This window comes from Pseudomonas sp. PvP025, from assembly GCF_017832155.1.
Taxonomy (GTDB): Bacteria; Pseudomonadota; Gammaproteobacteria; order Pseudomonadales; family Pseudomonadaceae; genus Aquipseudomonas.
In genome coordinates, this window is record NZ_JAFIBJ010000001.1 from 3,649,644 (window position 1) to 3,675,937 (window position 26,294).

General features: G+C 62.8%; 25 protein-coding genes. 15 read left to right on the top strand and 10 right to left on the bottom strand.

From position 1 onward, the window contains the following. The first annotated feature begins 145 nt into the window (after positions 1-145). The 4 genes from JOE32_RS15765 (at position 146) to JOE32_RS15780 (ending at position 4,786) form a co-directional block, all read left to right on the top strand. Positions 146-1,501, top strand: coding sequence for a pitrilysin family protein (locus JOE32_RS15765; RefSeq protein ID WP_209985953.1), 1,356 nt, complete (start codon positions 146-148; stop codon positions 1,499-1,501). Continuing rightward, positions 1,494-2,978, top strand: a complete 1,485-nt coding sequence (locus tag JOE32_RS15770) for a pitrilysin family protein (RefSeq protein WP_209985957.1) — start codon at positions 1,494-1,496, stop codon at positions 2,976-2,978. Before JOE32_RS15765 ends, JOE32_RS15770 begins: the two co-directional genes overlap by 8 nt. Then, entirely contained in the window at positions 2,978-3,595 is a 618-nt protein-coding gene (rsmD, locus tag JOE32_RS15775) for a 16S rRNA (guanine(966)-N(2))-methyltransferase RsmD (protein WP_209985960.1), read from the top strand. Before JOE32_RS15770 ends, rsmD begins: the two co-directional genes overlap by 1 nt. A 195-nt stretch (positions 3,596-3,790) precedes the next feature. Then, positions 3,791-4,786 carry a hydrolase gene (locus JOE32_RS15780; protein ID WP_209985965.1) on the top strand — a complete coding sequence of 332 codons (996 nt, stop codon included), beginning with the start codon at positions 3,791-3,793 and terminating at the stop codon, positions 4,784-4,786. Positions 4,787-4,844: 58 nt separating this feature from the next. On the opposite strand, the gene JOE32_RS15785 is transcribed toward JOE32_RS15780, so the two are convergent. Together JOE32_RS15785 and JOE32_RS15790 are read right to left on the bottom strand one after the other, a co-directional pair. Continuing rightward, on the bottom strand, positions 4,845-5,699 hold the full coding sequence (locus JOE32_RS15785; protein ID WP_209985968.1) for a sulfurtransferase: 855 nt from the start codon (positions 5,697-5,699) through the stop codon (positions 4,845-4,847). Between the two features lie 33 nt (positions 5,700-5,732). Continuing rightward, a complete protein-coding gene (locus JOE32_RS15790) occupies positions 5,733-6,404 on the bottom strand; it encodes a TetR/AcrR family transcriptional regulator (RefSeq protein ID WP_209985970.1) in 672 nt (223 codons plus the stop codon). A 145-nt stretch (positions 6,405-6,549) separates the two neighbouring features. Between JOE32_RS15790 and JOE32_RS15795 the strand changes: the two genes are divergently transcribed. The 5 genes from JOE32_RS15795 to JOE32_RS15815 all read left to right on the top strand — a co-directional run bounded on the left by JOE32_RS15795 (position 6,550) and on the right by JOE32_RS15815 (position 11,153). Next, a complete protein-coding gene (locus tag JOE32_RS15795; RefSeq protein ID WP_209985974.1) occupies positions 6,550-7,977 on the top strand; it encodes a coniferyl aldehyde dehydrogenase in 1,428 nt (475 codons plus the stop codon). A gap of 28 nt (positions 7,978-8,005) precedes the next feature. After that, a complete protein-coding gene (locus JOE32_RS15800) occupies positions 8,006-8,551 on the top strand; it encodes a twin-arginine translocation pathway signal protein (RefSeq protein WP_209985977.1) in 546 nt (181 codons plus the stop codon). Between the two features lie 43 nt (positions 8,552-8,594). Beyond that, on the top strand, positions 8,595-10,190 hold the full coding sequence (locus tag JOE32_RS15805; protein WP_209985980.1) for a GMC family oxidoreductase: 1,596 nt from the start codon (positions 8,595-8,597) through the stop codon (positions 10,188-10,190). A gap of 103 nt (positions 10,191-10,293) precedes the next feature. After that, positions 10,294-10,773, top strand: coding sequence for a pantetheine-phosphate adenylyltransferase (gene coaD, locus JOE32_RS15810; protein WP_150760277.1), 480 nt, complete (start codon positions 10,294-10,296; stop codon positions 10,771-10,773). 128 nt (positions 10,774-10,901) lie between these two features. Continuing rightward, positions 10,902-11,153: a YfhL family 4Fe-4S dicluster ferredoxin gene (locus JOE32_RS15815; RefSeq protein WP_003213796.1), complete on the top strand. Its 252-nt coding sequence runs from the start codon at positions 10,902-10,904 to the stop codon at positions 11,151-11,153. A gap of 124 nt (positions 11,154-11,277) precedes the next feature. Here the strand turns inward: JOE32_RS15815 and mutM are convergent, their stop codons facing one another. Both mutM and JOE32_RS15825 read right to left on the bottom strand, forming a co-directional pair. Then, on the bottom strand, positions 11,278-12,090 hold the full coding sequence (mutM, locus tag JOE32_RS15820) for a bifunctional DNA-formamidopyrimidine glycosylase/DNA-(apurinic or apyrimidinic site) lyase (RefSeq protein WP_209985983.1): 813 nt from the start codon (positions 12,088-12,090) through the stop codon (positions 11,278-11,280). 21 nt (positions 12,091-12,111) lie between these two features. Next, positions 12,112-12,978, bottom strand: a complete 867-nt coding sequence (locus JOE32_RS15825; protein ID WP_209985986.1) for an HDOD domain-containing protein — start codon at positions 12,976-12,978, stop codon at positions 12,112-12,114. A gap of 153 nt (positions 12,979-13,131) precedes the next feature. Here JOE32_RS15825 and JOE32_RS15830 point away from each other — a divergent pair, with 153 nt between their 5' ends. The 3 genes from JOE32_RS15830 to ilvD all read left to right on the top strand — a co-directional run bounded on the left by JOE32_RS15830 (position 13,132) and on the right by ilvD (position 17,762). Continuing rightward, positions 13,132-14,328: a class I SAM-dependent rRNA methyltransferase gene (locus JOE32_RS15830; protein WP_209985989.1), complete on the top strand. Its 1,197-nt coding sequence runs from the start codon at positions 13,132-13,134 to the stop codon at positions 14,326-14,328. Between the two features lie 176 nt (positions 14,329-14,504). After that, entirely contained in the window at positions 14,505-15,695 is a 1,191-nt protein-coding gene (locus tag JOE32_RS15835) for an MFS transporter (RefSeq protein WP_209985992.1), read from the top strand. Positions 15,696-15,920: 225 nt separating this feature from the next. Next, entirely contained in the window at positions 15,921-17,762 is a 1,842-nt protein-coding gene (gene ilvD, locus JOE32_RS15840; RefSeq protein WP_209985995.1) for a dihydroxy-acid dehydratase, read from the top strand. A 128-nt stretch (positions 17,763-17,890) separates the two neighbouring features. On the opposite strand, the gene JOE32_RS15845 is transcribed toward ilvD, so the two are convergent. Continuing rightward, the gene (locus tag JOE32_RS15845) at positions 17,891-18,949 is read right to left on the bottom strand and encodes a haloacid dehalogenase-like hydrolase (RefSeq protein WP_209985998.1); all 1,059 of its coding nucleotides are present in this window, start codon (positions 18,947-18,949) and stop codon (positions 17,891-17,893) included. A gap of 242 nt (positions 18,950-19,191) precedes the next feature. On the opposite strand from JOE32_RS15845, the gene JOE32_RS15850 reads away from it, so the two are divergent. Further along, a complete protein-coding gene (locus JOE32_RS15850; RefSeq protein WP_209986000.1) occupies positions 19,192-20,583 on the top strand; it encodes an L-cystine transporter in 1,392 nt (463 codons plus the stop codon). Between the two features lie 34 nt (positions 20,584-20,617). Here the strand turns inward: JOE32_RS15850 and JOE32_RS15855 are convergent, their stop codons facing one another. The 3 genes from JOE32_RS15855 to JOE32_RS15865 all read right to left on the bottom strand — a co-directional run bounded on the left by JOE32_RS15855 (position 20,618) and on the right by JOE32_RS15865 (position 21,730). Further along, a complete protein-coding gene (locus JOE32_RS15855) occupies positions 20,618-20,905 on the bottom strand; it encodes a type II toxin-antitoxin system RelE/ParE family toxin (protein WP_209986002.1) in 288 nt (95 codons plus the stop codon). Next, the gene (locus JOE32_RS15860; RefSeq protein WP_209986004.1) at positions 20,895-21,134 is read right to left on the bottom strand and encodes a type II toxin-antitoxin system RelB/DinJ family antitoxin; all 240 of its coding nucleotides are present in this window, start codon (positions 21,132-21,134) and stop codon (positions 20,895-20,897) included. Before JOE32_RS15860 ends, JOE32_RS15855 begins: the two co-directional genes overlap by 11 nt. An 83-nt stretch (positions 21,135-21,217) precedes the next feature. Next, positions 21,218-21,730, bottom strand: coding sequence for a dihydrofolate reductase (locus JOE32_RS15865; protein ID WP_209986006.1), 513 nt, complete (start codon positions 21,728-21,730; stop codon positions 21,218-21,220). Positions 21,731-21,799: 69 nt separating this feature from the next. On the opposite strand from JOE32_RS15865, the gene JOE32_RS15870 reads away from it, so the two are divergent. Next, entirely contained in the window at positions 21,800-23,179 is a 1,380-nt protein-coding gene (locus tag JOE32_RS15870; protein WP_209986008.1) for a DUF2868 domain-containing protein, read from the top strand. Next, positions 23,172-24,539, top strand: coding sequence for a DUF3482 domain-containing protein (locus JOE32_RS15875; protein ID WP_209986009.1), 1,368 nt, complete (start codon positions 23,172-23,174; stop codon positions 24,537-24,539). The genes JOE32_RS15870 and JOE32_RS15875 overlap by 8 nt, the downstream gene beginning before the upstream one ends. Here the strand turns inward: JOE32_RS15875 and JOE32_RS15880 are convergent. Together JOE32_RS15880 and JOE32_RS15885 are read right to left on the bottom strand one after the other, a co-directional pair. Continuing rightward, on the bottom strand, positions 24,536-25,090 hold the full coding sequence (locus tag JOE32_RS15880) for a phosphonate degradation HD-domain oxygenase (RefSeq protein ID WP_209986011.1): 555 nt from the start codon (positions 25,088-25,090) through the stop codon (positions 24,536-24,538). The genes JOE32_RS15875 and JOE32_RS15880 overlap by 4 nt on opposite strands. Further along, on the bottom strand, positions 25,090-26,223 hold the full coding sequence (locus tag JOE32_RS15885; RefSeq protein ID WP_209986013.1) for a TIGR03364 family FAD-dependent oxidoreductase: 1,134 nt from the start codon (positions 26,221-26,223) through the stop codon (positions 25,090-25,092). The genes JOE32_RS15880 and JOE32_RS15885 overlap by 1 nt, the downstream gene beginning before the upstream one ends. Positions 26,224-26,294: the final 71 nt, after the last annotated feature.

Here is a 26,294-nt window from a genome sequence, read left to right on the forward strand (position 1 = left end):
CGTTCATGCGCAACATTTTGTAAGGCCTAAATAGGGCCTTAACGGTACCGCCGCAGTGGCCGTCCGCAAATCCGACCAGTATCCTAGCACCTCCTCGCCCGCCGACGCTAAGACCAAGCGGGTAGCCCAACAGGTTTAAAAACGAATGAATGCTCTAGCCCGCCGCGCCGCAGGCCTGCTGTTCGGTACAGTTTGTCTGCCTCTTTCAGCTTTGGCTGCCGATCCACAACCCACCCATGAATTCACCCTCGACAATGGCCTCAAAGTGGTCGTGCGCGAAGACCATCGCGCGCCGGTGGTGGTTTCCCAGGTCTGGTACAAGGTTGGCTCGAGCTACGAAACCCCGGGGCAGACCGGTTTGTCCCACGCCCTGGAACACATGATGTTCAAGGGCAGTGCCAAAGTGGGCCCGGGCGAAGCTTCGCTGATCCTGCGCGACCTGGGCGCTGAAGAAAATGCGTTCACCAGCGATGACTACACCGCGTATTACCAGGTGCTGGCCCGCGACCGCCTGGGCGTCGCCTTCGAGCTGGAGGCCGACCGCATGGCCAGCCTGCGCCTGCCGGCCGACGAGTTCAGCCGCGAGATCGAGGTCATCAAGGAGGAACGCCGCCTGCGCACCGACGACAACCCCATGTCCAAGGCCTTCGAGCGCTTCAAGGCCATGGCTTTTCCGGCCAGCGGCTACCACACGCCGACCATCGGCTGGATGGCCGACCTGGACCGCATGAAGGTCGAGGAGCTGCGCCACTGGTACCAATCCTGGTACGTGCCCAACAACGCCACCCTGGTGGTGGTCGGCGACGTGACCCCGGACGAGGTGAAGACCCTGGCCCAGCGCTACTTCGGCCCGATCCCCAAGCGTGACGTACCACCTGCCAAAATCCCGCTGGAGCTGGCTGAACCCGGCGAGCGCCTGCTGACCCTGCGCGTGCAGACCCAACTGCCGAGCGTGATCCTCGGTTTTAACGTGCCTGGCCTTGCCACTGCCGAAGACAAGCGCTCCGTGCAAGCCCTGCGCCTGATCTCGGCCCTGCTCGACGGCGGCTACAGCGCGCGTATCTCGGAACAACTGGAGCGTGGTGAAGAGCTGGTGTCCGCCGCCTCCACCCGCTACGACGCCTACAGCCGTGGCGACACCCTGTTCATCCTGTCGGCCACGCCCAACCAGCAGAAGAAAAAGACCATTGCCCAAGCCGAAGCCGGCCTGTGGCGGCTGCTGGAAGACTTGAAAGCCAAGCCACCGACCGCCGAAGAGCTGGAGCGAATTCGCGCCCAGGTCATCGCCGGCCTGGTGTACCAGCGTGACTCCATCACCAGCCAGGCCACGGCCATTGGCTCCCTGGAAACCGTGGGCCTGTCCTGGCAGCTCATGGACACCGAGCTTGCCGACCTGCAAAGCGTGACCCCGGAAGATATCCAGAAGGCTGCACGTACCTATTTCACCCGCGGACGTCTGAGCGTCGCCCATGTTTTGCCTGAGGAGACCGCTCATGAGTGATCGCAAAAGCCTGATCCTGCCCGGCCTGATCGCCGTCACCCTGATGGCGGCCACTGCCGTGTACTTCCTGCGCCCGAGTGAATCGGTGGCCAGCCCTGCGCTGGAAAAAGCCCAGTCCGCCAACAAGCTGCAGTCGCTGGCCGAGCTGGACGGCAAGGCGCCGACCAACCGCAAGCTGGACGTGCAAAGCTGGACCACCGCCGAAGGCGCCAAGGTGCTGTTCGTCGAAGCCCATGAGCTGCCGATGTTCGACATGCGCATCCTGTTCGCCGCCGGCAGCAGCCAGGACGGCGACGTGCCGGGCCTGGCGCTGATGACCAACGCCATGCTCAACGAAGGCGTGCCGGGCAAGGACGTCAGCCAGATCGCCAGCGGTTTTGAAGGCCTGGGCGCCGGCTTTGGCAATGGCACCTACCGCGACATGGCGCTGGTGTCCCTGCGCAGCCTGAGCGCCAGCGACAAGCGCGATGCAGCGCTGGCGCTGTTCGACGCCGTGATCGGCAAGCCGACCTTCCCCGCCGATTCCCTGGCGCGGATCAAGAACCAGATCCTCGCCGGCTTCGAATACGAGAAGCAGAATCCCGCCAAGCTGGCGAGTCTTGAGCTGTTCAAGCGCCTGTATGGTGACCACCCTTACGCGCATCCGAGCGAGGGCAACGCCGACAGCGTGCCAAAGATCAGCCAGGCGCAATTGCAGGCGTTCCATGCCAAGGCCTATGCGGCGGGCAACGCAGTGATTGCAGTGGTGGGCGACATGACCCGTGCCGAAGCCGAGGCCATGACCGCCAAGGTGTCTGCCTCGCTGCCCAAGGGCCCGGCGCTGGCGAAGATCGCCCAGCCGACCGAACCGAAGGCGGGCCTGAGCCATATCGAGTTTCCGTCCAAGCAGACGCACCTGCTGTTCGCCCAATTGGGCATCGACCGGGCCGACCCGGACTACGCGGCCTTGTCTCTGGGCAACCAGATCCTCGGGGGCGGTGGCTTTGGCACTCGCCTGATGAGCGAAGTACGCGAGAAACGCGGCCTCACTTACGGCGTGTACTCGGGCTTCTCGCCGATGCAGGTGCGCGGTCCGTTCATGATCAACCTGCAGACCCGCGCCGAAATGAGCGGCGGCACCCTGCGCCTGGTCGAGCAAGTGCTGGCTGATTACCTCAAGACCGGCCCGACGCAAAAGGAGCTCGATGACGCCAAGCGCCAACTGGCCGGCAGCTTCCCGCTGTCCACCGCGAGCAACCTCGATATCGTCGGCCAGCTGGGCGCTATGGGTTTCTACAACCTGCCGCTGAGCTATCTGGAAGATTTCATGAAACAATCCCAGGCCCTGACCGTAGAGCAGGTCAAGGCGGCCATGAACAAACACTTGAGCGCCGACAAGATGGTCATCGTGACCGCCGGCCCGACGATTGCGCAAAAGCCACTACCGCCCCCCACTGATAAATCCGCCGAGCAGCCGCTCGGGGTTCCGGAGCACTAATGGCCAGTTCATCTCGCCCGAAAAAGCCTGTCCACAACGTGCATAACGGTGTGGGCCAACTGCGCATCATTGGCGGTGAATGGGGCAGCCGCAAGCTGAGCTTCCCCGACGTCGTGGGCCTGCGCCCGACGCCTGACCGCGTGCGTGAAACCCTGTTCAACTGGCTTGCGCCGTACATCGCGGGCGCCAGGGTGCTGGACCCGTTTGCCGGCAGCGGCGCGCTGTTTCTGGAGGCGCTGTCCCGTGGCGCGTCCCAGGCCCAGGCGCTGGACGCGAGCAACGTGGCGGTCTCCAGCCTCAAGGAACACCTGGGCACCCTGCGCTGCACCAACGGCCAGGTGCAGACCGCCGATGCGCTGCGCTACCTGGAAACCCAGGTGGCCAGCGCATACGACGTGGTGTTCCTCGACCCGCCGTTCAACCAGAACCTGCTGCCGACGGTGTGCACGCTGCTCGAAGATCGCCAATGGCTGGCGCCGGATGCGTGGATCTACACCGAGAGTGAAACCGCACCGTCCACCCTCGGCCTGCCGGGCAGTTGGCGCCTGCACCGGGAGCAGAAGTCCGGTCGGGTGTATTACGCGTTGTGGCATCGTTTGGTCGAAAGCGCGGTCTGAGCCGGCGGTTTCTGTTTGTGGCTGGTGGGCGTGCCCCGCGTTGGGCTGCGCAGCAGCCCCAGTCACAACACTGAGGTTATTCTGTTAGAACACTGTTGCAGGTTTTGGGGCCGCTTCGCAGCCCAACGCGGGGCAAGCCCGCTCGCCACAGTAAGCCTGCTCGCCACAACAGGCTTGTACGCCAAAGAGAGTGCAATGACTCCCTCCACCGACCTGTTCAAACCCGCTTTCGGCCTCGGCAACCCCCACCTGCAAACCTTGTGGGGACCGCTGTGGCGCCCCACTACGCACCTCGAACGCCAACGCGAACGCCTGTGGCTGGACGACGGTGATTTTCTCGATATTGACTGGCACGGACCTCACGACGCCAAGGCACCGCTGGTGCTGGTATTGCACGGGCTCACCGGTTCGTCCAACTCGCCCTACGTCGCCGGCCTGCAAAAGGTCCTCGCCGCCCAGGGCTGGGCCAGTGCCGCGCTGAACTGGCGCGGCTGTTCCGGCGAGCCGAACCTGTTGGCGCGCAGCTATCACTCCGGGGCCAGCGAGGATCTGGCGGCAGCGATTGCCCATCTGCAGGCCAAGCGGCCGTTGGCGCCGCTGTACGCGGTGGGCTATTCGCTGGGCGGCAATGTGCTGCTCAAGCATCTGGGGGAAACCGGCACGGCGTCAGGGTTGCAAGGCGCCGCGGCGGTGTCGGTGCCGTTTCGCCTGGACCAGTGCGCCGACCGCATCGGCCTGGGTTTTTCGCGGGTCTATCAGAAGCACTTCATGCGCGAAATGCTGGCGTATATCCGCGTCAAGCAAAGCCGCTTCACGCAGGATGGCCGCACGGACGGCCTGAAAACCCTGGAAGCCCTGGGTTCCCTGGAAAAGATGCGCACGTTCTGGGACTTCGATGGACGGGTGACTGCGCCGCTGCATGGTTTCATCAGCGCCGAGGATTACTACCGCAAGGCGTCGAGTCGCTATTACCTGGGCGGTATCCGAACGCCGACCCTGATTATCCAGGCGGCGGACGATCCGTTCGTGTTTGCCCATAGCCTGCCCGAGGCCAGCGAGTTATCGGATTGCACCGAGTTCGAATTGCTGGCCAAGGGCGGGCATGTGGGCTTCGTGGACGGTTCGCTCAAGCGTCCGACCTATTACCTCGAACGCCGCATCCCCCAATGGCTGCTGACACAACAGCAATAAAAATGTGGGAGGGGGCTTGCTCCCTCCCACAATTGCTTGGGTTTACAGGCCAGGCCGCTCAGTCGCCCGTGGCAATGGCCCGCGCGGGATCCGTGATCCACTCACTCCACGACCCCGCATATAACTGGCCCAACGGGTAACCCGCCAAACCCAGGGCGAACAGGTTATGGCAGGCGGTGACGCCGGAACCGCAATACGCCACCAGTTCCTTGGGCGACCGCCCCTGCAACTGCGCGGCAAACCGCTGCTTGAGCTGCTCGACCGGCAGAAACCGCCCATCACTGCCCAGGTTCTCGTTGAATGCCGCGCACTGCGCCCCGGGAATGTGCCCGGCAATCGGGTCGATGGGCTCAACGTCGCCACGAAAACGCGCCGGGGCCCGCGCATCAATCAGGGTCAGGCCCGGCTGGCCCAGGCGTTTTTGCAGATGCTCGGCATCCAGCACCAGGCCATGATCGGGCGTGCCGGTAAAGTCGCCCGGCTCGATCACCGGCGCGTCCAGGCTCAAGGGGAAGCCGGCGGCATGCCAGGCCTTCAAGCCACCGTCCAGGATAAACACGCCGTCCCGCTTGCCCAGCCACACCAGCAACCACCAGGCGCGGGCGGCAAAGGCGCCAGGGCCGTCGTCATACAGCACCACCTCGGTATCGGCACTGATGCCCCACGCGCGCAGTTGTTCAGCGAGGGTCTGCGCCTGCGGCAGTGGGTGACGCCCGGTCACGCCTTTGGTCACCGGGCCGCTGAGATGGCGTTCAAGGTCAGCATATTGCGCGCCTTCGATATGCCCTTCGGCATAGCTGCAACGCCCGTAATCCGGGTCTTCCAGGGCAAAACGGCAATCGAGGATTACCAACGCGCCACGCGTTTGGCGCTCGGCCAGGTGCTGGGGGCTGATCAGTTGGGCAAGCGGCATGACAGACTCCTGTAAACAGATTCGGGAAAGGCCCTATTTCACTTCATCCAGCGCCTGATTCAACGGCACGTAAAACTCCTTGAACAGCCCATCCACCGCTTCTTTGGCCTGGGGCGTGACAAACCCCGCCTCCAGCACCAGCACCTGATACACCCCGCGCTTGATCGCTTCGGCACTCAAATGGGTGGAGTTTTCGTTGGTGGTGCACAAAAAGCGCACCCAAGAGGTGAGGATGATCCAGGCGTTGAGGGTCAGGGCTTCGGTCTGGATCGGGTCCATATTGAGGATGCCGGCATCGACAAACCCCTGATAGATGGCCCCGCCCTGGGTCAGGCAGCGCTGGGAAAATCGCCGGTAGCCGGTGGCCATTTCGGGGTCGCTTTCCAGCAGGTGTTCGAGGTCGCGGTGCAGGAAACGGTAGCGCCACATGCCGGCCAGCACGGCCTGCAGGTAAAAGCGCTTATCTTCCACACGCATCGCGCGGCCCTGGGGCGGGCGCAGGAAACTGTCCACCAGCGCTTCGTATTCGCGGAACAGCACGGCGATGATCGCCTGCTTGTTGGGGAAGTGGTAGTACAGGTTGCCCGGCGAAATTTCCATATGGGCGGCGATGTGGTTGGTGCTGACACTGCGCTCGCCCTGCTGATTAAAAAGCTCCAGGCTGGTGTGCACAATGCGTTCGCTGGTCTTTACTCGTGGTGCCATGGGGGATCAGCTTCCATACACGGAATGGGGCATCTTACGGCCTAACCGTGCCGGGATAAATCCGCATGGGGCTGCAATGTTATTTGACAATTTAGAGCAATGACTCTAAAAATCCAGGCAGACCAATAACAATCGGGCCTGCACCATGTCTGCCACTGTTGCCTACCTGCAAGACTCCCAGGCGCTGGACCGGCTTCAGCCGCTGTTCGACGCCCAGCGCCGCGCCTACGCCGCCAACCCGATGCCGCCTGCTGCGCAGCGCCAGCAATGGCTCAAGGCCTTGCGCGAATTGCTCAGCGATGAACGCCAGGCGTTGATCCGCGCGATCAGCGAGGATTTCAGCCACCGCAGCGCAGACGAAACCCTGTTCGCCGAGCTGATGCCCAGCCTGCATGGCATCCACTACGCCAGCAAACACCTCAAGGGCTGGATGAAACCGTCGCGCCGCGCCGTAGGCATTGCCTTCCAGCCCGCGTCAGCCAAAGTCATCTACCAACCGCTCGGCGTGGTCGGGGTGATCGTGCCCTGGAATTACCCGCTGTACCTGGCCATCGGCCCGCTGGTCGGAGCGCTGGCGGCCGGTAATCGGGTGATGTTGAAGCTCAGCGAGTCCACCCCCGCCACCGGCGAGCTGCTCAAAACGCTGCTGGCGAAGATCTTCCCCGAAGACCTGGTGTGCGTGGTGCTGGGCGAAGCCGATGTGGGCGTGGCGTTTTCCAGGCTGCGCTTCGACCACCTGCTGTTCACCGGCGCCACCAGCATTGGCAAGCATGTGATGCGCGCGGCCGCCGAGCACCTCACGCCAGTCACGCTGGAGCTGGGCGGCAAGTCGCCGGCGATTGTCTCCGCCGATGTGCCGCTCAAGGATGCCGCCGAGCGCATCGCTTTCGGCAAAGCCTTGAATGCCGGACAAACCTGTGTGGCGCCGGACTACGTGCTGGTGCCGGAGCACCGCGTGGACGCTTTCGTGGAGGCCTACGGCAAGGCGGTTCGCGGGTTCTATCCGACGCTGGTCGACAACCCGGACTACACCGCGATCATCAACGAACGACAGTTGGCGCGGCTCACTGCCTATGTAAAGGACGCCACCGACAAGGGCGCCACGCTGGTCCCGCTGTATGACCAAAGTCAGGCACGGCGCATGGCCCACAGCCTGCTGCTGAATGTCAGCGACGACATGACGGTGATGCAGGACGAAATCTTCGGCCCGGTATTGCCCGTCGTGCCCTATCGCGACATCGACCAGGCCTTTGCCTACATCAACCAACGCCCTCGCCCGCTGGCGCTGTATTACTTCGGCTACAACAAGCGCGAACAAGACCGAGTGCTGCACGAAACCCATTCGGGCGGCGTCTGCCTGAACGACACCCTGCTGCACGTGGCCCAGGACGACCTGCCGTTTGGCGGCATCGGCCCATCGGGCATGGGCCACTACCACGGCCACGAAGGCTTTCTCACCTTCAGCAAAGCCAAGGGTGTGTTGGTCAAGCAACGCCTGAACGCGGCGAAGCTGATCTACCCGCCCTACGGCAAATCGATCCAGAAGCTGATTCAGAAGCTGTTTGTTCGCTGATTCCGCCACCCACGGGACAACAATAACAATGAACCCCAGCCTGACTGATTCCCCCGCGCTGTCACGGCGCGGCATCCTGAAAATCGGCCTGTGCGCCAGTGCTTTCCTGGCTACCGCAGGGCTAGGCGCCAGCCTCAGCGGCTGCTCCGCCAGCACCCCGGCCAGCGGCTTTGCGATGCTGCGCAGCAGCGACCTGCCATTTTTGCGGGCGGTGATGCCGGTGTTGCTCGACGGTGTTGCCAGCGTTCAGGAGGTCGCCGCCGGGATTGAAGACGCGCTCAAAAAGCTCGATTACAGCCTGCAATACCTGTCGCCGGAGATGTTCAAGCTCACCCAGCAGTTATTCGACGTCCTCGCCATGGGCATTACCCGCGGCCCGCTGACCGGCATCTGGGGCAGTTGGGAAAACGCCAGCAGCGAGCAGATCCGTCACTTCCTGCTGCGCTGGGAGAACAGCTACCTCAACCTGCTGCGCATGGGCCAGGGCTCGTTGCTCAAGCTGGTGATCATGGCCTGGTATTTCCGGCCGGCGTCCTGGGCCCATTGCGGCTACCCCGGCCCGCCCCACCTCTGACAGTGACCGCAATTTCGCACAACAAAAACAAGAGTGCCCACCTATGCCCGTACCCGATCTGTTCCGCGACGGCCTGGCCCGTGGCTGGAAAACCCACAACGGCGCCGCCCTCGACCGCGACCTGAGCCTGGAAGCCGACGTCGCGATCATCGGCAGCGGCGCCGGTGGCGGCACCACCGCCGAGATCCTCAGCGCCGCCGGTTACAAGGTGCTGCTGATCGAGGAAGGCCCACTCAAGACCAGCAGCGACTTCAAGCTGCTGGAGGACGAGGCCTACGCCAACCTGTATCAGGAAGGCATCGGACGCATGAGCAAGGACGGCGCCATCACCATCCTGCAAGGCCGGGCCGTGGGCGGCACCACGCTGATCAATTGGACCTCCAGCTTTCGCACGCCGGACGCCACCCTCGCCCACTGGGCCAGCGAATACGCGGTGACGGGCCACAGCAGCAGCGAGATGGCGCCCTGGTTCGAAAAAATGGAGCAGCGCCTGGGCATTGCGCCCTGGGCACTGCCGCCGAACGCCAACAACGATGTGATCCGCAAGGGCTGTGAAAAACTCGGCTACAGCTGGCACGTGATCCCGCGCAACGTGCGTGGTTGTTTCAACCTGGGCTACTGCGGCATGGGCTGCCCGGTGAATGCCAAGCAGTCGATGCTGGTGACCACCATTCCCTCCACCCTGGAGCAAGGCGGCGAGCTGCTCTACCTCGCTCGCGCCGAGCAGTTCAACTACAGCGGCGATGCCATCAGCAGCCTGGAATGCGTGGCCATGGACGAGCGTTGCGTGGCGCCGACCGGGCGCAGGATCACGGTGAAAGCCAGGCATTACGTGCTGTCGGGCGGCGGCATCAACAGCCCGGCGCTGCTGATGCGCTCCAACGCGCCGGACCCGCATTCGCGGCTCGGCAAGCGCACCTTTCTGCACCTGGTGAACTTCTCTGCGGGGCTATTTGATGAGGTGATCAACCCGTTCTACGGCGCGCCGCAGTCGATTTATTCCGACCATTTCCAATGGCAGGACGGCGTTACCGGCAAAATGTCCTACAAACTGGAAGCACCGCCCCTGCACCCCGGATTGGCCAGCACGCTGTTTGGCGGCTACGGCAGCGCGAACGCGCTGGACATGGGCCAGTTACCCAACACCCACGCCATGCTTGCGCTGTTGCGCGACGGGTTTCACCCCGACAGCCCGGGAGGCACCGTCGGTTTACGCGGTGATGGCACGCCGGTGCTCGACTATCAGGTCTCGCCCTACGCCTGGGACGGCCTGCGCCGCGCGTTTCACAGCATGGCCGAGATTCAGTTCGCGGCGGGCGCCAGGTCGGTCAAGCCGCTGCACCATGACGCGCGCTACGTGAACAGCCTGGCCGACGCCCGCCGCATGATTGACGAACTGAGCCTGGAACTGCACCGGACAACCCTGGGCAGCGCCCATGTGATGGGCGGGTGTGCCATGGGCGAAGACCCGAAAAACGCGGTGGCCGACAGCCTCGGACGCCATCACCAGTTGCGCAATCTGTCGATCCACGATGGCTCGCTGTTCCCCACCAGCATTGGCGCCAACCCGCAATTATCGGTGTACGGCTTGAGTGCCAAACTGGCGACGGCATTGGCCGAACGTCTGAAAACGGCATGAAAAAACCGCCGATCAGCGGTATGTATCTACATAAGTTGACTTTCCCGACCGGGATGGCTGCGATACCATCCGGTTCCCCAACGGACTCCGCCAGGACGACGCGATGAACCGAGTGTTGTATCCAGGAACCTTCGACCCGATTACCAAAGGCCATGGCGATCTGGTCGAGCGCGCCTCTCGCCTGTTCGACCATGTGATCATCGCGGTCGCTGCCAGCCCCAAGAAAAACCCGCTGTTTCCCCTGGAGCAGCGCGTGGAACTGGCGCGTGAGGTCACCCGGCACCTGCCCAACGTCGAAGTGGTGGGCTTTTCGACGTTACTGGCGCATTTCGCCAAGGAGCAGAACGCCAATGTGTTCCTGCGAGGCCTGCGCGCGGTGTCGGATTTCGAATACGAATTCCAGCTGGCCAACATGAACCGCCAACTGGCACCGGACGTCGAGAGCCTGTTCCTCACGCCTTCGGAGCGTTACTCGTTCATTTCGTCGACGCTGGTGCGGGAAATCGCCGCGCTGGGCGGAGATATCAACAAGTTCGTTCACCCCGCCGTGGCGGATGCGCTGACACTGCGCTTCAAGAAGTAGGGGCTGCCAGGCGTCTCTCGCCTATTGCCGCAGGTCATGTGCGCTCGCACTGCGGGCGCCAATGCGGCACAATTGCGCGCATTAGTCGTTTTCAGTTGCCTTGGCTGACAGCCCTGGCAGGAGTTTCCATGTCCCTGATCATCACCGACGATTGCATCAATTGCGACGTCTGCGAACCCGAGTGCCCGAACGCTGCGATTTCCCAGGGCGAAGAGATCTACGTGATCGACCCCAACCTGTGCACCCAGTGCGTCGGCCACTACGACGAACCGCAGTGCCAGCAGGTGTGCCCGGTGGATTGCATTCCGCTGGATGAGGCCCACCCTGAAACTGAAGAGCAGTTGATGGAGAAGTACCGGTTGATTACCGGCAAGGCCTGAACAGTTGGGTTGCCCTGCTGGGCCTCATCGGGAGCAAGCCGTCTCCCACACTGGACCGAGTTGAAGGCGACCCAATGTGGGAGGGGGCTTGCTCCCGATGGCAATCTCAGCCATCACCCGGCAATCAGCGCTGACACCTGGGGCAAAACACACTCGCCCGCTGCCCCAGCAGCACATTGCGCAACTCGGTCCCGCACACCTTGCACGCCTCGCCGCCCCGGCCGTAGGCGAACAGCTCCTGCTGGAAATACCCCGGCTGCCCGTCACCGCCAATAAAGTCGCGCAACGTGGTGCCGCCGCGCTCGATGGCAGCCGCCAGCACCCGCTTGATCTCGATCGCCAGCTTCAAATAACGCGCCCGCGAAATACCGCCCGCCGCCCGACGCGGATCGATCCCCGCCGCAAACAGCGCTTCGGTCGCATAGATATTGCCCACGCCCACCACCACCGCGTTGTCCATGATGAACGGTTTGATCGCCATCGACCGCCCACGGGACATCTGGAACAGCCGCTCGCCGTCAAACAGGTCGGTCAACGGCTCCGGCCCCAGGCTCAGCAGCAACGCGTGGTTGTGCGGGTCCTGGCTCCAGAGCATGGCGCCGAAACGGCGCGGGTCGGTGTAGCGCAGCGCCAGGCCCGATTCCAGCTCGATATCCACATGCTCATGCTTGGCCGCCGGCAGCCCGATTTCAACCATGCGCAGGTTGCCCGACATGCCCAGATGGCTGATCAGCGTGCCCACTTCGGCATTGATCAACAGGTACTTGGCCCGCCGCTCCACCCCCACGATGCGCTGCCCGGACAGGCGCACATCCAGGTCCTCCGGGATCGGCCAGCGCAGGCGCCGTTCGCGCACCACCACGCGACTGACGCGCTGGCCTTCCAGGTGCGGCGCAATCCCGCGACGGGTGGTTTCGACTTCGGGTAACTCGGGCATGTGTACCTCTTGGCTGACGGGTCAGTTCGCGCCCAACTCGCGGATCGACAACTTCATGCTTTCAAAGTCGTAGTCCGACAGGCCGACGTAATCGAGCACCAGGTGACCGATGGCATTCCACTCATGGTCTTCTGCCTGACCGCCCAGCACGCGGTGAGAGGAACAGATGTGCTCGGCCATCTTCAGGATCGCCAGCAGGTTTTTAAGCTGCGGAGTGCGCGACGACTCATCGCTGAAAATCGCCAGGGCGTTATGGTGATTGGCGATAGCGTCGGTCACATGCTCCGGCAGGCGCCAGGACTTGGCGGTGTAGTAGCCGACCACCGCATGGTTGGTGTTGAACGCGTTGTTCTCGGTGTCGACCACCCGACAGTCGGGGCCGGCATTGGCGTAGGCCTGCTCGAGCACCGTCATGTAGTCGGGGAAGCGCTTGAGCATCAGCGGCACGCCGCAATCGTGAAACAAGCCCAGGGCGTAGGCTTCATCGACGGTCTGCGAGCCGGTGCGCTTGGCCAGGGTGAGGCAGGTCATGGCCACGTCCTGGGCGGTGTCCCAGAAGCGATTGAGGGTGACGATGGTGTCATCGCTCATCTCGCCCTTGATCGACTGCGCATTGATCAGGTTGATGATCGAGCGGCTGCCCAGCAGGTTCACCGCGCGCTGGATCGAGGCGATCTTGTTGCTCAGGCCGTAATACGGCGAGTTGACGATTTTCAGCAACGCGCCGGACAGGCCAGGGTCCTGGGCGATCAACCGGGCGATGACGCCCAGGTCCGGATCGGGCATGTACTGCTCCATCTGCAAATCCACCATGATCTGCGGTTGGGGCGGTACGCTGATACCTTGCAGGGCCTGCTGGATCTGCTCGGCGGAAAGCTCTTGGGACATAAGTACATACTCTGGGCTAGGCGGCGATTCTAACCTTTATGAAGACTTCGCCGACACCCAAATACCGAACTGAAACCGCTCCCACATGTCCGGCGGCGGGGCGAGTTCCTACACAACACGGTATACTCCCGCTCTTTTTTCCGGAGCGACGTCATGTCCCTGCCAAGCCTGCGTCTCAAAGCCAACGCCGATCGTCGTTTGCGCAACGGCCACCTGTGGGTCTACAGCAACGAAATCGACGTGGCCGCCACCCCACTCAACGGCTTCCAGGCAGGCGACCAGGCCATCCTCGAAGCGGCCGGCGGCAAGACCCTGGGCATCGTGGCCATGAGCCCCAACAACCTGATCTGCGCCCGCCTGCTGTCCCGTGACATCAAGTTGCCTTTGGACAAATCCCTGCTGGTGCACCGCATCAACGTCGCCCTGTCCCTGCGTGATCGCCTGTTCGACAAGCCGTTTTACCGCCTGGTCTACGGCGATTCCGACCTGCTGCCAGGTTTGGTGGTCGACCGTTTCGGCGACATTCTGGTGGTGCAGATCGCGTCAGCGACCATGGAAGCCCACAAAGAAGACGTAATTGCCGCGCTGACCCAAGTGCTCAAGCCCAGCGGCATCCTGTTCAAGAACGACTCCGCCGCGCGCGACGCCGAAGGCCTTAACCGCTACGTCGAAACCGTGTTCGGCCTGGTGCCGGAGTGGGTGGCGCTGGAAGAAAACGGCGTGAAATTCGAAGCCCCGGTAATCCAGGGCCAGAAGACCGGCTGGTTCTACGACCACCGCATGAACCGCGCCCGCCTGGCCCCGTATGCCAAGGGCAAACGCGTACTCGACCTGTACAGCTACATCGGCGGCTGGGGCGTGCAAGCGGCCGCGTTCGGCGCCAGCGAGGTGTTCTGCGTCGACGCCTCGTCTTTCGCCCTCGACGGCGTGGAGCGCAACGCTGCGCTGAACGGCGTTGCGGAGAAGATGACCTGCATCGAAGGCGACGTCTTTGAGGCGTTGAAAGAACTCAAAGCCAGCGAAGAACGCTTCGACGTAATCGTCGCCGACCCACCGGCCTTCATCAAACGCAAAAAAGACATGAAAAACGGCGAAGGCGCCTACCGCCGCCTGAACGAGCAAGCCATGCGCCTGCTCAGCAAGGACGGCATCCTCGTCAGCGCCTCGTGCTCCATGCACCTGCCGGAAGACGACCTGCAAAACATCCTGCTTACCAGCGCCCGCCACCTGGACCGCAACATCCAGATGCTCGAACGCGGCGGCCAGGGCCCGGACCACCCGGTGCACCCGGCGATTGTCGAGACGCGGTATATCAAGAGCATTACGTGCCGGTTGCTGCCTAACAGCTGATAGAACGCAGATCAAATGTGGGAGCAAACCGCTCCCACATCTGCTTATGTGGCGCCATGAAGATTTTTCTTACGGCTGCGCACTACGCGAATCAGGGAAGCTTCCCACCCGGTTTTGATTGAATTCGATTTTTCGCAGACTACTATCGGTCTCTGGTTTTAAACCGGAAAACCCCCATGTCTGCACTCGCATCAACTACGCAAAAAACATCCTTCGTCACGCTACTGATGACCATGACACTGCTCGCGGTCTTCCCACTCGACGTGGTACTCCCCTCCTTCCCCGCGCTGTCCAGTCAATTTCACACAACACCTTCCGAGGTTGCTCAATCAGTGAGCATTTTCGCCCTGGGCCTGGCCGTTTCGCTGCTGTTGATCGGGCCGTTGTCCGACATGTTCGGTCGCAAAAAACTGTTGTTGATCGGCATCGCTGTGTCAGCAGCCGGCGCAGTGGGTTGCTTGCTGGCCCCGACGTTCGGCTGGTTTGTCGGCTTTCGCGTGCTTCAAGCGGTGGGATGCGGGGCGTTCGCCTTGTCGCAGGCGCTGATCCAGGACGTGTTTGCGGGCCGGGAGCTGGAGCGAATTCGAATATGGATGACCACCGCCGGCGGGATTTTCATCTCCAGCTCGCCGCTGATGGGCACCTGGCTACAACTTTACGGCGGCTGGGAGGCGAGTTTTTATGTCTTCATCATGCTCGCCACTGCGGTATGGCTCTGGTCTGCACGCCTGATGCACGACTCGCGCAGCACTCATCGCCCTTCATTGCGGCAGTTTTTCAGCGGCTATTGGCTGCTGTTTTCCGACTTTCGTTTCGTCGGCTATTGGCTGATTTCCGCCCTGGCTTTTGCCTGCCATTTCTCGTTTATCGTCATGTCACCCGTGATCTTCATGGAGCGCCTGAACCTCTCGGCCTATCAGTTCGCCTGGGCACTACTGCTGTACGGCGCGGCTTACGTATTGGGCGGCGTCATGGCCAGCATCCTGCACCGCAGGATGACCGGCGACAGGCAGATCAACGCAGGCCTGTTGCTGATCGCTTTTTCGGGACTGGTCATGCTCTGGCTGGCCTGGCAATGGGGCCTGTCTGCCGCCGCAGTTTTAATCCCCATGCTGATCTGCACCGCCGGCACTACCATTTGTCGCCCCATCGCCAACTCCAGGGCCATGACGCTCTACCCGCAGCTCGCCGGCACAGCGACCTCCGCCGGCAGCCTGCTGATTTTCATGTGCGGCGGCCTGATCAGCCTGGTGGTCAACCTGGCCAGCGCCAACCTGACCACGGCCCTCGCCCTCTGCTTCTTAATCCTCAGCGCCGTCGGGCTCGGCTTGAACGCGCTGATCCGTGATCGTCCGCACGTCCTGTAGCCGCTATCTTCACATCCGGGCCATTCCCTCAAACCCCCAGCGGTGTAGAATCGGCGCTATTCATCGCCAGTCATCCCCCGGCGGGTTTATGAGCTCAAGGCCCAGCATGCGGCGATCCCGCAACGCGAGAGGCAACTTTTGCGCACACAGCCATTTTCTGAGTGTGTCAGACGTCCATAGAAGCTCACTCCCCTCAAGAACCTGATTAGCCGCCCGGAGTGCTCCATGCCAGATTACCGCTCGAAAACATCCACCCATGGCCGCAACATGGCCGGCGCGCGCGCACTGTGGCGTGCCACGGGGATGAAGGATGACGACTTCAAGAAGCCGATCATCGCGATTGCCAACTCCTTTACCCAGTTCGTGCCCGGCCACGTGCACCTCAAGGACCTGGGCCAATTAGTCGCCCGCGAAATCGAACGCGCCGGCGGTGTAGCGAAAGAATTCAACACCATCGCCGTGGACGACGGCATCGCCATGGGCCATGACGGCATGCTCTATTCGCTGCCGAGCCGCGAGATCATCGCCGACTCCGTCGAATACATGGTCAACGCCCACTGCGCAGACGCCATCGTGTGCATCTCCAACTGCGACAAGATCACCCCTGGCATGCTGATGGCCGCCCTGCGCCTCAACATTCCGGTGATCTTTGTGTCCGGCGGCCCGATGGAAGCCGGCAAGACCAAACTCGCTTCCCACGGCCTCGACCTGGTGGACGCCATGGTCATCGCCGCCGATTCCAGCGCCTCTGACGAGAAGGTCGCGGAATACGAACGCAGTGCCTGCCCGACTTGCGGTTCGTGCTCTGGCATGTTCACCGCCAACTCGATGAACTGTCTGGTCGAAGCCCTGGGCCTGGCCTTGCCGGGCAACGGTTCGACACTGGCCACCCACAGCGACCGCGAGCAGTTGTTCCTGCAGGCCGGCCGTACCATCGTCGAGCTGTGCAAGCGTTACTACACCGAGAACGATGAGTCGGTATTGCCGCGCAACATCGCCAACTTCAAGGCGTTCGAAAACGCCATGACCCTGGACATCGCCATGGGCGGTTCCACCAACACCATCCTGCACTTGCTGGCCGCCGCTCAAGAGGCCGAGATCGATTTCGACCTGCGCGACATCGACCGTCTGTCCCGCCACGTGCCGCAGTTGTGCAAGGTCGCGCCGAACATCCAGAAGTACCACATGGAAGACGTGCACCGCGCCGGCGGGATCTTTTCGATCCTCGGCTCCCTGGCCCGTGGCGGCCTGCTGCACACCGACCTGCCGACCGTGCACAGCAAATCCCTGGCCGAAGGCATCGCCAAATGGGACATCACCCAGACGGACGACGAAGCGGTGCATCACTTCTTCAAGGCCGGCCCGGCGGGTATCCCCACGCAGACCGCGTTCAGCCAGTCGACCCGTTGGGACACCCTGGACGACGACCGTGAAAACGGCTGCATTCGCAGCGTCGAGCACGCCTATTCCCTGGAAGGCGGCCTGGCCGTGCTGTACGGCAACATCGCCGTCGACGGATGCGTGGTGAAAACCGCCGGCGTGGATGAGTCGATCCATGTGTTCGAAGGTCGCGCCAGGATCTACGAAAGCCAGGACAGCTCGGTACGTGGCATCCTCGCTGACGAAGTGAAGGAAGGCGATATCGTGATCATCCGCTACGAAGGCCCGAAAGGCGGCCCAGGCATGCAGGAGATGCTCTACCCCACGTCCTATCTGAAATCAAAGGGCCTGGGCAAAGCCTGCGCCCTGCTCACCGACGGCCGTTTCTCCGGCGGCACCTCGGGCCTGTCCATCGGCCACGCTTCACCGGAAGCTGCTGCCGGCGGCGCGATTGGCCTGGTGCAGGATGGCGACAAGGTGCTGATCGACATTCCGAACCGCTCGATCAACCTGTTGGTCAGCGATGAAGAACTGGCGGCACGCCGGGTCGAGCAGGACAAGAAGGGTTGGAAGCCGGTGGAGAAGCGTCCGCGCAAAGTCACCACCGCCTTGAAGGCTTACGCGCTGTTGGCCACCAGTGCCGACAAGGGCGCGGTGCGTAACAAGGCGATGCTCGACGGCCTGTAAGCTCGCCCAAAAAAATGCCCCGCCAGGTGCGGGGCATTTTTTTGCCTGGAGAAAGTCCCCGGGCAATGAGGATCAAACATGTGGGAGGGGGCTTGCTCCCTCCCACAGTTGCCTGTGTACACCCGGAATTACTGAATCTCGTCAGGCTTGACGATCACCCAGTTCTTGTCTGCCGTCACCGGCAACCCTTCCTTGGCCTGCGCCGCTGCGTGCTTGGCCATCATGCCGTTCAGTTGGGTCATGTATTTGTCCTTGCGGTTGATCCACAGGTGGATGCCGCCCTTGGCCACGTCCACGTCGTGAAACAGCATGTAGCCATCGCTGGTCGGTGTGTCGCCGCCGACGATCACCGGTTTTTTCCATTCGTCGATGTAGGTGAGGATCGCCGCGTGCTTGCCGGCCATCCAGGTCGCCGGGGTCCACAGGTAAGGGGTGAGTTCCAGGCCAAGGTTGGCCTTCTCGTCATACTTGCCGGCGGCGATCTGTTTACGTGCGGTGGTCAGCTCGCCGGTCTTGCGGTCCTTGAGCAGGGTGCTCACGCCGATAACGTTTTCGGGTTTGACGTTGTAGCCGTACTTCGGATCGGCCGCGACCATGCGCACCAGCTCCTCGGACGCGGCAGTCATCACGTACACCTCGATGCCGTTTTCCATCAGCTTGTTGTACAGCTCGGCCTGGCCGGTGAAGACCTTCGGCGGCTGCACCTCGGATTTCTTCACCACGTCGCCTTCGAAATAGCTGACCGGCACCGGTTTGCCGGACGCCATCAGCTCATCCACCTGCACCTTCAGCTCCTTGAGGGTGAAGCCGGAGAACACCTGGGCCACCCACGGGTAGCAGACCATGTCGTCCACTTCGCACAGACGATAGTAGTAACTGAACAGGCTTTCCTTGTGCTCGGCGGTGTCTTTGAACGGCATCAGCTTGAGCGAGGGGTCGAGACTGTCACGCGTAATCAGCCCCTTGTTTTCCATGTAGGGCAGCAGGGACTCTTCGAGGTCGTAACGGTAGCTGGTGTTGTCCATGTCGAAGACCGCGTAGTTACCCTTGTTGGCGTTGGCCGCGATCATTTCATTCAATTGCTTGGCGGCCGGCGCAGGCCAGTGTTTCAACTCGGTGGCGGCGAACGCCTGACTGGCGAGACCGAGGCAAAGTGCGGCGGCAAGAAGTTTCGGCGCGAGCTTCATAGGCGTTGGTTCCCTGAGTGAAAGACACCGACCCTAACAAATCCCTGTGACAGTTCCCATGTCGTGCACGACCGTGCACATCGTGATTGCGGCAGACACATACGCCTGAACGTCACATGCTTATTCCAAAAACGACAGTCACCATTCCATATCGGTATTAAATCAATATATTTCAAGGTGTTAGCCTTCCCGGTTCGCAATCGCAGGCTCTCGCGATTGGCTGCCTTCTCATTGGAGCTTCAATGAATCTGCCCCTGATCCTCAACTTGCTGGTGTTCGTGGCCCTGCTGCTGGGCCTGGCACAAACCCGTCGCACGAACTGGAGCCTGGCGAAAAAGGTGCTGTTTGCCTTGGCGCTCGGCGTTGCGTTCGGTGTGGTATTGCACGCCATCTACGGCGCCGGGCACCCTGTGCTCAAGGCCTCGATCGGCTGGTTCGACCTGGTCGGCAACGGCTACGTGCAACTGCTGCAAATGATCGTGATCCCGCTGGTGTTCGCCTCGATCCTCAGTGCCGTGGCGCGCCTGCATAACGCTTCGTCCCTGGGCAAGATCAGCTTCCTGACCATCGGTACGCTGCTGTTCACCACGGCAATTGCGGCATTGATCGGCATCGGCCTGACCAACCTGTTCGGCCTCACCGCCGAAGGGCTGGTGGCCGGCACCCAGGAAATGGCGCGCCTGCAAGTGATCCAGAGCGATTACGCGGGCAAGGTCGCTGACCTGAATATCCCGCAATTGCTGTTGTCGTTCGTGCCGGCCAACCCGTTCGCCGACCTGGCCCGGGCCAAGCCAACGTCGATCATCAGTGTGGTGATCTTCGCCGCGTTCCTCGGGGTTGCCGCGCTGCAACTGCTCAAGGACGACGTGGAAAAAGGCCGCAAGGTCGTCAACGCCATCGACACCCTGCAAGCCTGGGTGATGCGCCTGGTGCGCCTGGTGATGAAACTGACGCCGTATGGTGTATTGGCGCTGATGACCAAGGTGGTCGCCAGCTCCAACCTGCAGGACATCATCAAGCTCGGCAGCTTCGTCGTGGTGTCGTACCTGGCCCTGGGCCTGATGTTTGTGGTGCACGGCGTGCTGCTGTCGCTGGCCGGGGTCAACCCGCTGCGGTTTTTCCGCAAGGTGTGGCCGGTGCTGACCTTTGCCTTCACCAGCCGCTCCAGCGCGACGGCGATTCCGCTGAGCATTGAAGCGCAGACCCGTCGCCTGGGCATCCCGCAATCCATCGCCGGCTTCGCCGCCTCGTTCGGCGCGACCATCGGCCAGAACGGCTGCGCCGGTCTCTACCCGGCGATGCTGGCGGTAATGGTTGCGCCAACCGTGGGCATCAACCCGCTGGACCCGCTGTGGATCGCAACCCTGGTGGCGATTGTGACCTTGAGTTCGGCCGGTGTGGCTGGCGTGGGCGGCGGCGCGACCTTTGCCGCGTTGATCGTATTGCCGGCGATGGGCTTGCCGGTGTCACTGGTGGCGCTGCTGATTTCCGTGGAACCGCTGATCGACATGGGCCGCACGGCGCTGAACGTGAACGGCTCAATGACGGCCGGCGCGATTACCAGCCAGATCATGGGGCAGACGGATAAGGCCTTGCTGGAGGCCGATGAGCATGCGGAGTTAGCGCAGGCCTGACGAAATAAGCTGGCAGGGAGTTCATCACTCCCTGCTAGCTCAAACGATCAGCCGCTTTTCGGTAAACCTCATCACGCTCACGCCTATCTACAGCCACCACGAACACCGTGATCTCCCGATCTATCACTTGATAGACCAATCGATAGCCGCTGCTGCGGAGCTTGATTTTGTAGCAATCGGGCAAACCATGCAGACGGCTGGCCTCAATGCGTGGATTGATCAATATTTCAACCAACTTCTTTTTAAACTGCTGACGAACGGTATCCCCCAGTTTGTGCCACTCCTTCAAAGCGCGTGCATCAAACTCGAGTTCATAGGTCATCCAACGAAACCTTTACTCGCTGCGGTACTGCCAGCCGCTCCCGAACGGTTGCCAATAATGCTTCATCCTCTTCGGTCATAAGGACTGGTTTGAACGGTAATTGGCCACGCTCTGCTACGTACTGCAAGGCTTGACGCATTAATTCCGATGGGGTGACGCCGAGCTTTTCCAGCTCGTGATAAGCACGAGCCTTCAGTTCGTCATCGATACGTACGTTGATAGAGGCCATCAGGCAGCCCTCACTGTAAAGACATTAGTCATTACGGTGGCGCAAGAAGCCTTTTTTTGCAAGTCAGGCTTATCGCCCCCAGGTCAGGCTTTTTCCCACACTTCGAAGTTGTACGCCGGCTTTTCCCCCTCAGCCGCATTCTCGACAGTCGACACCAGCGTCCACTGGCTGCGATCAAACTCGGGAAACCACGCATCCCCCTCCGGGCTCAGCGCCACTCGCGTCAGATAAAGCCGATCTGCCTGTTCCAGCCCCTGCGCATACAATTGCGCGCCGCCGATCAGCATCAGCTCGTCCACACCTTGCGCCAGCGCCCATTGTTCAGCGCACTGCACCGCCGCTTCCAGCGACGGAAAAACTTGCGCACCTTCGAGTGCCAAGTCGGTCTGACGGCTGACCACCAGGTTCAAACGCCCCGGCAACGGTCGGCCCAGGGAATCCCAGGTCTTGCGCCCCATGATGATCGGCTTGCCCAGGGTGGTGGCCTTGAAATATTTGAAATCCCCCGGCAAGTGCCAGGGCATGCTGTTGTCGACGCCGATCACGCGGTTTTCACCGAGGGCTGCGATCAGGCTTAAAGGGAGAGTTTTTTTCATGGCGACGAGAATACCAGACCCGCCAGACTGCGGTTATGCTCCAGGCTCACTTGTTCAACAGGACCGCGCGTGACAGCACTGACCCCCCTGCAAAAACTTTGGCTGACGGAAGCCGTGCGCCTGCGCGAAGAACACGCCGGCCCCCTGGAAGACCTCGAAGCCAACCGCCTGGCCCGCGCGGCCGGTGGCGACCTGCCGACACGTATTGTGCACCGCGCCCTGCACCTGGCCGAGCGCGACGGGCTGAGCGCCGCCCTCACCCGCTGGCTGCAAGGCGCGCGTCTGGCGCTGGTGTTGCTGGCCATCGTGGCCGTGATCAGCGGCGCCGGCCTGGGGTTTGCCGCGCTGGGTAACGGCCTTGTACCCGTGAATGTGTTTTGGGCCCTGGGCAGCCTGCTCGGCTTGAACCTGATCCTGTTGATGAGCTGGGCACTGGGCCTTTTGTTTGCCGGCGAACACAGCGCCAGCCTCGGGCGCCTGTGGCTGTGGCTCAGCGAAAAACTTGCACGCGATGCCAGGGCCGCCCAACTGGCGCCCGCCTTGTTGCTGCTGTTGCAACGCCGCAAACTCAATCGCTGGGCAGTCGGCGTGCTGGTCAACAGCCTGTGGCTGCTTGCCCTGCTCAGCGCCCTGGTGATTGTGCTGACACTGCTCGCCACTCGCCGCTACGGCTTCGTGTGGGAAACCACCATCCTCAGTGCCGACAGCTTTGTCGCCGTGACCCAGGCCCTTGGCGCCGCGCCCGCCGCGCTCGGTTTCAACGTACCGAACGTCGAGATGATCCGCGCCAGCGGCGACGCCGCGCTGAATATCGAAAGCGCCCGCCAGGCCTGGGCTGCCTGGCTGGTCGGTGTGTTGCTGGTGTACGGCGTGCTGCCAAGACTGGTCCTCGCTTTGCTGTGCCTGTGGCGCTGGAAACACGGGCGCGCCGCCCTGAGCCTGGACCTCAACCTGCCCGGCTACAGTCAACTGCGCGAGCGGCTGATGCCGAGCAGCGAGCGCCTTGGGGTCAACGATGCCGCGCCGCAACAGCTGCATCACATCACCGGCGGCATCAGCGACCTGGCGAGCGACGGCGCGCTGCTGGTGGCCATCGAACTGGACGATCAGCGCAGCTGGCCGCCGAAACTGCCCGCCAACGTAAAGCACGCTGGCATCCTCGACAGCCGCGAATCGCGCAACACGCTGTTGGAACAACTCACGCGCTTTCCGCCCGCACGCCTGGCCATCGCCTGCGACCCGCGCCGCTCGCCGGATCGTGGCAGCCTGGCGCTGATCGCTGAACTGGCGCGCAGTGCCACCGCCACCCGCGTGTGGCTGCTGCAAGCGCCGCCCGGCCAGGCGTTGGACGCCGAGCGCCTGGGCGATTGGCACAGCGCGCTGCAACAGCTGGAACTGCCCTTCGCCGACAGCGCGCCACTGAACTGGCTGGAGACCGGTCATGACTAAACCGCTGACACTCGCCGTGGTCGGCCACACCAACGTGGGCAAGACCTCGCTGCTGCGCACCCTCACCCGTGACGTGGGGTTCGGCGAGGTCTCCCATCGCCCCAGCACCACGCGGCATGTGGAAGGCGCGCGCCTGTCGGTGGATGGCGAAGCCTTGCTGGAGCTGTACGACACGCCTGGCCTGGAAGATGCCATCGCCCTGCTCGACTATCTGGAACGCCTCGATCGCCCCGGCGAACGCCTCGATGGCCCGGCGCGTCTGGCCCGCTTCCTCGACGGCAGCGAAGCGCGCCAGCGTTTCGAACAGGAGGCCAAGGTGCTGCGCCAACTGCTGGCCTCGGACGCTGGCCTGTATGTGATTGACGCCCGCGAGCCGGTGCTGGCCAAGTACCGCGATGAGCTGCAGGTGCTGGCCAGTTGCGGCAAACCGTTGCTGCCGGTGCTCAATTTTGTCAGCAGCAGCGAGCACCGCGAGCCCGACTGGCGCGAAGCCCTGGCGCGCCTCGGCCTGCATGCGCTGGTGCGTTTCGACAGCGTGGCGCCGCCCGAAGACGGTGAACGCCGCCTGTACGAAAGCCTGGCCCTGCTGCTGGAAAACGCTCGACCACAACTGGAACGCTTGATTCTCGACCAGGACGCCCAACGCCAGGCCCGCCAGCAAAGCGCCGCCCGCTTGATCGCCGAGCTGTTGATTGATTGCGCCGCATGCCGACGCAGCGTGGTGACCGAAGATGAGCAGCAAGCCGTCGGCGATCTGCGCAAAGCCGTGCGCCAGCGCGAACAAAAATGCGTGGAGGCGTTGCTCAAGCTGTTCGGCTTCCGCCCCCAGGACGCCGCCGCCAGCGACCTGCCACTGCTGGACGGGCGCTGGGGTGATGACCTGTTCAACCCGCAAACCCTCAAGCAATTGGGCGTGCGCGTCGGCGGCGGGATCGCTGCCGGCGCAGCAGCGGGTGCTGGCGTGGATTTACTGGTCGGTGGCCTGACCCTCGGCGCCGCCGCGCTTGCCGGCGCAATTGCCGGCGGCGCGCTGCAAACCGCACGCAGCTACGGCAGCCGCCTGCTGGGCAAGATCAAGGGCCAGCGCGAACTGACCGTCGACGACAGCGTGCTGCGTCTGATCGCGTTGCGCCAGCGCCAGTTGCTCAAGGCCCTGAACCTGCGCGGCCATGCGGCGGTGCACAGCATCAAGGTCGACACGCCCCAGGACAAAACCTGGCGCGAAGGCAAGCTGCCGGACGCACTGCACAAGGCCCGCGCCTACCCGCAATGGTCGTCCCTCAACCCCGGCGCAAGACTGAGCCAGGCCGAACGCCACGAACAGGTCGAAGCCCTGGCAGGGCGACTGGACGAGCCCTAGCCCGCCAACACCTGCCGTGCCTTGACCTTGAGCAGGTCGAGGTCGAGTACCGGCACCTGCACGGCTTTAGCCTGCTCGTCCCAATGACGCAGGCGCAGGCTAAACGCGCAGAGCGGGTCCTGTTCAAAGGCCAGCGCCTCTTCGGCGCTCATCACGCCGCCCTGATAAGCCAGGGTGCGCCGGCTGGCTTCGCTTAGCCGCGCGTAATAACCCGGCTGACTGAAGGTGAGGTAACGCTTGGCCTGCACGTGGTATTCCACCAGCCGGGCCAGGCGTTCGCTGAAACCGGCACGGCGCAGGTAGTCCGCGCCCAGTCGCTCATGGCTGAGCACGCCATAACCGCCCATGTTCTCGCCGCCCTGCCCGCACAAGTGGCCGATATCGTGGAAGAACGCCGCCAGCACCACTTCATCGTCAAAACCCTCGGCCATCGCCAGTTGCGCGGCCTGGGACATGTGCTCGAGCTGCGACACCGGCTCGCCGATGTAATCCGCCGTGCCGTGCTGCTCGTACAGGCCGAATACCTCGGCTATCGCCTGCTCCCGGTCCATCACGCCTCCCCCCACAACGTGGTGATATTGCGCTCGCCAAGCGCCGGGCCCACGCTCATGCCCACGCCGGTGTGCATCAATGCCGCGCTTACGCCCGGTGCCGTGCGCAGGAATGAAAACGGACCCGGCCCCCGCGAGCCATAGACGCCCTGCCAACGTTCGATCACCTGGACCTTGCAGCCCAGGGTCTGCTCGGCCAGCTCGATCAGCCAGTCGTCGACCTGCTCGGCATTGAACGGCGAGGCATCGCTGCCGTAGTCGTGGGAGTCGCCGATGATCAGTTCGCCATGGGGCGTAGGGCTGATCAGCAGGTGAATGCCGTGTTCATGCAGGTGCGGCGCCTCGCGCAGTATCTGCGCCTGCACCGGCGCGGCTTCGGGCAAGTCGGCAAACGCGCCGTAGTGCACACAACTGAGGCCCGTGAGCAAGGCATGTTGCAGGTTCAGATTGCGCGCAGGCCGGGCGCGCAGCATTTGCAGGCGGCAGATATGCGGGTTGAGTTGGGCGATCGGCTCGGCCAACAGGGTCTGGTAGTCGTGGCCGGAGCAGACAATGATCTGCTCACCGCGAAAACTCCCCGCCGTGCTGTGCAACTGGCCGGGTTCGACGTCGCGCACCAGCGTGGAAAAATAAAACTCCACGTTCAGCGCCTGGCGGAGGTAGTGGATCAGCGCCGGGATCGCTTCGCGCGAATATAGCTGCTGATCGTCCTTGCCATGCAGCGCGGCGCGGTGATGGCGGAACTGGCCGTCGTACAGGCCGCGCATCGCAGCGCCCTGCAACAGCTCGACGTTGTAGCCGTATTCACGGGCACGCCCGGCGCAGAAGGCTTCGAGCAGGTGCTCTTCGGCTTCGGTGCGGGCGAACAGGTACGCGCCATTGCGCTTGAGTTGCAGCCCGGCAACCTCGGCCCAGTGGCCCCAGATGGCGCGGCTTTCGCGCGCCAGGTCAAGCATCGTGCCTGGCGGCTGCCCGGTGACCAGGGCCTGGCCGAAGTTGCGCACCGAGGCGCCCAACGGCGTGGCGCTGCGCTCGAACACCTTGACCTTGAGGCCGCGCTTGGCGGCGGCGTAGGCGTGGGACAGGCCGAGGATGCCGGCGCCGACGATTAACAGATCACTGTGTTGTGTCATGGAGTGATGCCCTGAATGTGAGACCGCTATCGGGAGCAAGCCCCCTGCCACAGTTGCTGTGCGAACACATT

Bases quoted from the DNA above. Each gene is read 5' to 3' on its own strand.
- JOE32_RS15765 (WP_209985953.1), top strand. From the start codon at position 146: ATGAATGCTCTAGCCCGCCGCGCCGCAGGCCTGCTGTTCGGTACAGTT.
- JOE32_RS15770 (WP_209985957.1), top strand. From the start codon at position 1,494: ATGAGTGATCGCAAAAGCCTGATCCTGCCCGGCCTGATCGCCGTCACC.
- rsmD (WP_209985960.1), top strand. From the start codon at position 2,978: ATGGCCAGTTCATCTCGCCCGAAAAAGCCTGTCCACAACGTGCATAAC.
- JOE32_RS15780 (WP_209985965.1), top strand. From the start codon at position 3,791: ATGACTCCCTCCACCGACCTGTTCAAACCCGCTTTCGGCCTCGGCAAC.
- JOE32_RS15785 (WP_209985968.1), bottom strand. From the start codon at position 5,699: ATGCCGCTTGCCCAACTGATCAGCCCCCAGCACCTGGCCGAGCGCCAA.
- JOE32_RS15790 (WP_209985970.1), bottom strand. From the start codon at position 6,404: ATGGCACCACGAGTAAAGACCAGCGAACGCATTGTGCACACCAGCCTG.
- JOE32_RS15795 (WP_209985974.1), top strand. From the start codon at position 6,550: ATGTCTGCCACTGTTGCCTACCTGCAAGACTCCCAGGCGCTGGACCGG.
- JOE32_RS15800 (WP_209985977.1), top strand. From the start codon at position 8,006: ATGAACCCCAGCCTGACTGATTCCCCCGCGCTGTCACGGCGCGGCATC.
- JOE32_RS15805 (WP_209985980.1), top strand. From the start codon at position 8,595: ATGCCCGTACCCGATCTGTTCCGCGACGGCCTGGCCCGTGGCTGGAAA.
- coaD (WP_150760277.1), top strand. From the start codon at position 10,294: ATGAACCGAGTGTTGTATCCAGGAACCTTCGACCCGATTACCAAAGGC.
- JOE32_RS15815 (WP_003213796.1), top strand. From the start codon at position 10,902: ATGTCCCTGATCATCACCGACGATTGCATCAATTGCGACGTCTGCGAA.
- mutM (WP_209985983.1), bottom strand. From the start codon at position 12,090: ATGCCCGAGTTACCCGAAGTCGAAACCACCCGTCGCGGGATTGCGCCG.
- JOE32_RS15825 (WP_209985986.1), bottom strand. From the start codon at position 12,978: ATGTCCCAAGAGCTTTCCGCCGAGCAGATCCAGCAGGCCCTGCAAGGT.
- JOE32_RS15830 (WP_209985989.1), top strand. From the start codon at position 13,132: ATGTCCCTGCCAAGCCTGCGTCTCAAAGCCAACGCCGATCGTCGTTTG.
- JOE32_RS15835 (WP_209985992.1), top strand. From the start codon at position 14,505: ATGTCTGCACTCGCATCAACTACGCAAAAAACATCCTTCGTCACGCTA.
- ilvD (WP_209985995.1), top strand. From the start codon at position 15,921: ATGCCAGATTACCGCTCGAAAACATCCACCCATGGCCGCAACATGGCC.
- JOE32_RS15845 (WP_209985998.1), bottom strand. From the start codon at position 18,949: ATGAAGCTCGCGCCGAAACTTCTTGCCGCCGCACTTTGCCTCGGTCTC.
- JOE32_RS15850 (WP_209986000.1), top strand. From the start codon at position 19,192: ATGAATCTGCCCCTGATCCTCAACTTGCTGGTGTTCGTGGCCCTGCTG.
- JOE32_RS15855 (WP_209986002.1), bottom strand. From the start codon at position 20,905: ATGACCTATGAACTCGAGTTTGATGCACGCGCTTTGAAGGAGTGGCAC.
- JOE32_RS15860 (WP_209986004.1), bottom strand. From the start codon at position 21,134: ATGGCCTCTATCAACGTACGTATCGATGACGAACTGAAGGCTCGTGCT.
- JOE32_RS15865 (WP_209986006.1), bottom strand. From the start codon at position 21,730: ATGAAAAAAACTCTCCCTTTAAGCCTGATCGCAGCCCTCGGTGAAAAC.
- JOE32_RS15875 (WP_209986009.1), top strand. From the start codon at position 23,172: ATGACTAAACCGCTGACACTCGCCGTGGTCGGCCACACCAACGTGGGC.
- JOE32_RS15880 (WP_209986011.1), bottom strand. From the start codon at position 25,090: ATGGACCGGGAGCAGGCGATAGCCGAGGTATTCGGCCTGTACGAGCAG.
- JOE32_RS15885 (WP_209986013.1), bottom strand. From the start codon at position 26,223: ATGACACAACACAGTGATCTGTTAATCGTCGGCGCCGGCATCCTCGGC.